Source organism: Desulfolutivibrio sp. (assembly GCF_036584575.1).
In the GTDB taxonomy this organism is placed as follows: domain Bacteria; phylum Desulfobacterota; class Desulfovibrionia; order Desulfovibrionales; family Desulfovibrionaceae; genus Desulfolutivibrio.
In genome coordinates this window covers 1-5248 of sequence record NZ_JAZHDB010000074.1, presented here as the reverse complement: position 1 = coordinate 5248, position 5248 = coordinate 1, and the positions used below count along the sequence as shown (strand labels likewise).

The following is a 5248-nucleotide window of genomic DNA, read 5'->3' as shown; positions in this document are numbered from 1 at the left end:
CTGGCCAAGGACGCCGCGACCGTGTCCCTGGTGGGCGAGTTCAACGGTTGGGAGACCGGGGCCACGCTTCTGAAAAAGCAGAAAAACGGAAACTTCTCCGTCACCGTGGACCTGGAGACGGGGCGGGAATATCAGTTTCGCTACCTCATCGACGACACCACCTGGATCAGCGATCCGGCTGCGGACAAATATGCCTTCAGCCCCTTCGGAGATTGCGACAACTCCGTGGTCGCGGTCTAGCGCGCCAGTCGGCGCAGGCCGGGGGCGCCGGGGGGCATACGTCGGCTGCTGGCCGCCTCACGGTGCGGCGTCCGGGGGATTCCCCGCCGCCCCGGCCCGGACGGACATCGGCGCAGGCTGGGGTCGCTTCCCGGAAAGCCGCCGCCGAGATCATGCCCGCCCGGGGACGTTTCGCGCGGCAGCCGATTCCTTTGCCTTTCCAGGGCCGTGGCCCCGCAGGCTTGCCCGGGGGCAAGGCTTGGGCTAGTGTGCCGCAAAACGCGCCCCGGCGCGAAGGAGCGGCACGGCGCATGGAACTTTTGCAGGCCATCCAAACCCGGCGAAGCATTCGCCACTTCACCCCCGAACCGGTCCCCGTCGCAGACATCCTGACCGTCTTGGACGCCGGGAGATGCGCGCCCAGCGGCCAGAACAAGCAGCCCTGGCGGTTTCTGGTCGTGCGCGGAGAAGACCCCCGCCGGGGCATCCTGGCCGCGCATACGGCCTATTCCCGCATCCTGGGCGAGGCGGCCTTTGTCGTGGCCGTGTTTCTGGACCGTCAGGCCGCCTACCACCCGGTCAAGGACCATCAGGGGATCGGGGCCTGCCTGCAGAACATGCTTCTGGCCGCCCATGACCTGGGGCTTGGGGCGGTGTGGATCGGAGAGATCATCAACCACGAACCGGACGTCACCCGGGCCCTTGGCCTCGACGCCGAGCGGTACGCGCTCATGGCCGTGGCGGCCGCCGGGCGCCCGGCCAAACCCGGGAGCAGCCGCCGCAGGCCCCTGGAGGAGCTGCTCTTGGAACCGCTGCTCGGAGACGAGGCATGAAGGTCGCCACCTTTCCCCTGGGCCCCTTGCAGACCAACAGCCACCTGGCCTGCTCGGGCGGTCTGGCCGCCGCCTTCGACGTGGGCGGCGATCCGGCCCCCATGCTGGACTTTCTGCGAAAAAACAACCTGACCCTGACCCATATCCTGCTCACCCATCTGCACTGCGACCACCTCTACGGCGTGGCCGCCCTGGCCGGGGCCACGGGCGCGCCGGTGTGGGCCAGCCCGGCGGACAGGTTCCTCATGGACACGGAGCTTGGCGGCGGAGGACTCATGGGGCTGCCCATGGTGGCTCCGTTCGATTTTACGGACGTCTCGCCGGGAGAGGCCGTCCTGGCCGGGCGGCCCTGCCGCATCCTGGCCACGCCGGGCCACAGCCCGGGCGGACTGTCGTTTTTTTTCCCCGACGACGGCGTGGTCTTCGTGGGCGATCTTTTGTTTTCAAGGTCCGTGGGCCGCACGGATTTTCCCGGCGGCGATTCTGACGCCCTCCTGGCCTCGGTCAAGGCGCGCATCTTCACCCTGCCCGGGGACACGGCGGTCTATCCCGGCCACGGCCCGGCCACCACTGTGGCTGAGGAACGGCGGCACAATCCTTTTTTTTCGGAGTTCGCATGAACGCGCCGCGTCCTGATGCATCCGGCGGGCAGTCCGCTTCCCCTTCGGCCCCGGTGGTGGTCCTGTGTTGCAGTCCCCGGGCCGGGGGAAACTCGGATCTGGCCGGGCAGGCCGTGGCCCGGGGGGTTTTGGCCGCCGGGGGGGAGAGCCGGACGTATTATTTGCGCGAACACTGCGTGTTGCCGTGCGTGGGCTGCGGGGCCTGCGCCGCCAGTCCGGGGCATCGCTGCGTGCTCGGCGACAAGGACGACGCCGAGACCCTGTTTACGGCCATGCGCGGGGCCTCGGCCATCGTCCTGGCCTCGCCCATCTATTTCTACCATGTCCCGGCGGGGCTGAAGGCTCTTATCGACCGGGGGCAGCGCTTCCATGCCGCCGAGCCTTCCGCCGCAGGCGGGGAGGGCGGCGGCGCCGCAGACAGGCCCGAGGTGCACGTCATCCTGGTGTCCGGGCGCAAGAAGGGGGCGAAGCTCTTTGACGGGGCGCTTTTGAGCCTGAAGTATTTTTTCGAGCCCATGGGGCTGGCCCTGGCGGATCCTACGCTGTTGCGCGGCTACGACGCGGCCGGAGATCTGTCCGCCGACACGGCGGTGGGGGCCCGGCTGGCCTGGCGGGGCGGGGAGTTGTGGCGGGAGCTTGCGGCGCGGAAAATGGTCGCCTGATCCGGAGGGGGCATGGCCTTTGTGCGACGCCTGCTTGCCGCCGCGTCCTGGCGTGAGCTGCTTTCCAGGCGGTGCCGGGTATGCGGCGATCCGGTCCCGCCAGGGCCGGACGGCAGGACGTCGGCCATGGCGGGCTGGCCCCCGCGCGGCCTGTGTCCGGCCTGCGCCGAAAGTCTTTCCCCCAGGCGGGGCGGGTTTTGTCCCCGGTGCGGGGCCATGGAGGCGGACCCGGCGGACGACCCCGACCTGTGCGCCGCCTGTCTGCTCGAACCCAGGCCCTTTTCGGCCCTGGCCTTCCACGCCCCCTACGGCGGGCTCTTGCGGGACATGATCATCGCCTTCAAGTTCGGGGAACGCCCGCAGTACGGAGCCGTATTGCGCGATCTTCTCCTTTTGGCCTTTGAACGGGCCGTCGCCCGGGGCGTCCGGGAGGGCGGGGCGGCGCCAGTCGCGCCGGTCGCTCCGGACGTGGTGATCCCCGTCCCGTTGTATCCCCGTCGGCTGGCCTGGCGGGGGTTCAACCAGAGCCTGGAGCTAGCCCGGCCCCTGGCCCGGAAATACGGCTGGCCCGTCGATGCCGGGGCGCTTGTGCGCATCCGCGACACCCGTCCCCAAAGCACCCTGTCCGGCCGGATGCGGCGGGAGAACATCCGGGGGGCCTTTGCCGCCGCCACCTCCCGCGTCCGGGGCAAAACCGCGCTTTTGACCGACGACGTCATGACCACCGGGGCCACGGTGGAGGCCGCCGCCCGGGCCCTGTTGGCGGCCGGGGCCAGCCGGGTGGATGTGCTGGTGCTGGCCAGGTGAACCCGGCCGTCCCCGGGCGGCTGGACATTTTCATGAATAAGGATAACCTGTATCGACAGGGAGAGCGTGCGCCGTGCTCCCCTGTCCGTCCCAGAGCTTGCCATCTCACGTCGCATACGTACCGGTAAAAAAGGTGTCACCATGCCCCAGGCCGCACTCGAGACCCGCTACGCTTCGGCAGCACGCAGCCCTGAAAACGAACTCGACCGCCAATACGCCATCATCACCAGCCAGCAGATCCCGCAGTTGCTCGACGCCGTGCCCATCATCGTCATGGTGCTCAACGGCAACCGCCAGGTGGTCTTCGGCAACAGGATGTTCCTGCAGGCCGTGGGGGCCCGCGATGTGCGGGAGATGCTCGGCAAGCGTCCCGGCGAGGCCTTTGGCTGCGTCCATTCCGACCTGACGCCCGGGGGCTGCGGCACCACGGAGTTTTGCGTGGAGTGCGGCGCGGTGCGCTCCGTGCTCAAAGGACTGCGCGGCGAGTGGAACGTCATGGAGTGCAACATCAACCGCGACGCCTTCCCGGACGGCGGAGCGGAGTCGCTGGACCTTCGGGTGTGTTCCGCGCCGTATACGGTCATGGGGGAGACGTTTGTGGTCTTTTCCATCACCGACATCAGCCATGAAAAGCGCCGCCGCATCCTGGAACGCATCTTTTTCCACGACATCTTAAACACCCTGGGGGGCATCAAGGGCATCCTGGAATTCGTCAAGGAGGAGGCCCCGGATCACCTGCGGGAGGATGCCGAACTCATCCACGGGGCCATGGTCTCCCTGTCCGAGGAAATCGTCAGCCAGAAACAGCTGCTGGCCGCCGAAAGCAACGAACTGGACGTCAATGTCATCGATCTGGCGGCTATGGACATCCTGGAGGTGTTGCAGCGGACCTTCCGCAATACGGAAGAGGGCAAAAACCGGCGGCTGGCGATCGATCCGGCGTCGCAGCAGGTGGAGTTTCGCAGCGACTATGCGCTGTTGAAGCGGGTCATGGGGAACATGGTCAAAAACGCCCTGGAAGGGACGCCGTCCGGGGGGACCGTGACCCTGGGCACGACGGTTCTCGGGGGCTGGATCACCTTTTCGGTCCACAACCCGGGGTTTATCCCGCGCAAGGTCCAGTTGCACCTTTTTAACCGGTCCTTCTCCACCAAGGGCACGGGCCGGGGCCTGGGCACCTATTCCATGAAGCTTCTGGCCGAACGCTACCTGGACGGCGAGGTGGGATTTTCCACCTCCGAAGAGGAAGGGACCACGTTTTTCGTGCGCCTGCCCCTGGCCGGGCCCCTGGATCCGTCCGCCCCTAGCCCAGCGCCCGCATGATCCCGGCCAGGGCCGCCAGACTGACCGGAATCTCCTCCCCCGAGTCCTGGGCCAGTGCCCCGGACAACCGCCCCAGGGCGTGTTCCAGCAGGAAACAGTGGAACATGGTCCACAGGGTTTCCTCGGAGGTCGGGACGAACGCCGCTCCCGCCGCCGTCTCCTGGTAACCCGACCACAGGGCCGAGGCCGCCGTGAAGGCCAGGGGCTCCACCCACGGGGTTAGGGCCGCAGCGTCCGTTTGCCGTTCACGGCAAAGCCTCGCGGCGCTGGCGTTGGCCGCAAACAGCATGGACAGGCACATGCCGGCCACATCCCGCAGCGGCGAGCGTTTGATGCGCCTTTCGCTGACGGGCTTTTCCGGGTCGCCCTCGAAATCCCCGAACACGAAGTCCTTGCCGGTGTACAACACCCGGGCAAGGGTCAGATCCCCGTGCAGCCGCGTCTTCCAGGCGGCGAACTTGCCCGCTGCAAATCGGGAAAACACCCCGAGCATCTCCTTTTCCGCCGCAATGAGCTCCCGGGCCACGGCCGCATCCTCGTCGCCAAGCCCGGCCAGATGGCCGCGCAGGGCCGCCAGGGTGCGCTTGGCCAGGTTGCGCATGGATTGGTAGGCCGAGCGTTGGTAGAGCAGGGAAAAGGGCTCCGGCGAGAAACGCCCGTCCGTGGCGTCGGCGGCCAGGGCCAGATGCAACTGGGCCATGCGCACCCCGAGAAGGGCAAGCATTTCCAGGTGAAAGTGCCCCAGGTGTCGGGCCAGAACCCGGGCCGCTTCTCGTGGCGGGGC

General features: G+C 67.9%; 6 protein-coding genes and 1 pseudogene. 6 read left to right on the top strand and 1 reads right to left on the bottom strand.

Going from position 1 to position 5248, the window contains the following annotated elements; translation table 11 throughout:
- The 6 genes from V3572_RS05550 to V3572_RS05525 form a co-directional block, all read left to right on the top strand.
- On the top strand, nucleotides 1-240 hold a 240-nt coding region (locus tag V3572_RS05550), incomplete at its 5' end, for an isoamylase early set domain-containing protein (protein WP_332109989.1).
- A 290-nt stretch (nucleotides 241-530) separates the two neighbouring features.
- Nucleotides 531-1052 (top strand): nitroreductase family protein, encoded by a 522-nt coding sequence (locus tag V3572_RS05545; RefSeq protein ID WP_332109988.1) that lies wholly within the window; start codon nucleotides 531-533, stop codon nucleotides 1050-1052.
- Nucleotides 1049-1672 carry an MBL fold metallo-hydrolase gene (locus tag V3572_RS05540; protein ID WP_332109987.1) on the top strand — a complete coding sequence of 208 codons (624 nt, stop codon included), beginning with the start codon at nucleotides 1049-1051 and terminating at the stop codon, nucleotides 1670-1672. The genes V3572_RS05545 and V3572_RS05540 overlap by 4 nt, the downstream gene beginning before the upstream one ends.
- Nucleotides 1669-2334: a flavodoxin family protein gene (locus V3572_RS05535; RefSeq protein ID WP_332109986.1), complete on the top strand. Its 666-nt coding sequence runs from the start codon at nucleotides 1669-1671 to the stop codon at nucleotides 2332-2334. The genes V3572_RS05540 and V3572_RS05535 overlap by 4 nt, the downstream gene beginning before the upstream one ends.
- Before the next feature lie 12 nt (nucleotides 2335-2346).
- Nucleotides 2347-3141 carry a ComF family protein gene (locus V3572_RS05530; protein ID WP_332109985.1) on the top strand — a complete coding sequence of 265 codons (795 nt, stop codon included), beginning with the start codon at nucleotides 2347-2349 and terminating at the stop codon, nucleotides 3139-3141.
- A 141-nt stretch (nucleotides 3142-3282) separates the two neighbouring features.
- Complete coding sequence (locus V3572_RS05525; RefSeq protein WP_332109984.1) at nucleotides 3283-4464, top strand: sensor histidine kinase; 1182 nt, start codon at nucleotides 3283-3285, stop codon at nucleotides 4462-4464.
- On the opposite strand, the pseudogene V3572_RS05520 reads toward V3572_RS05525, so the two are convergent.
- Nucleotides 4445-5248 (bottom strand): annotated as a pseudogene (locus tag V3572_RS05520) (maltose alpha-D-glucosyltransferase); the annotation flags it as partial. The gene V3572_RS05525 and the pseudogene V3572_RS05520 sit on opposite strands and share 20 nt — an antisense overlap.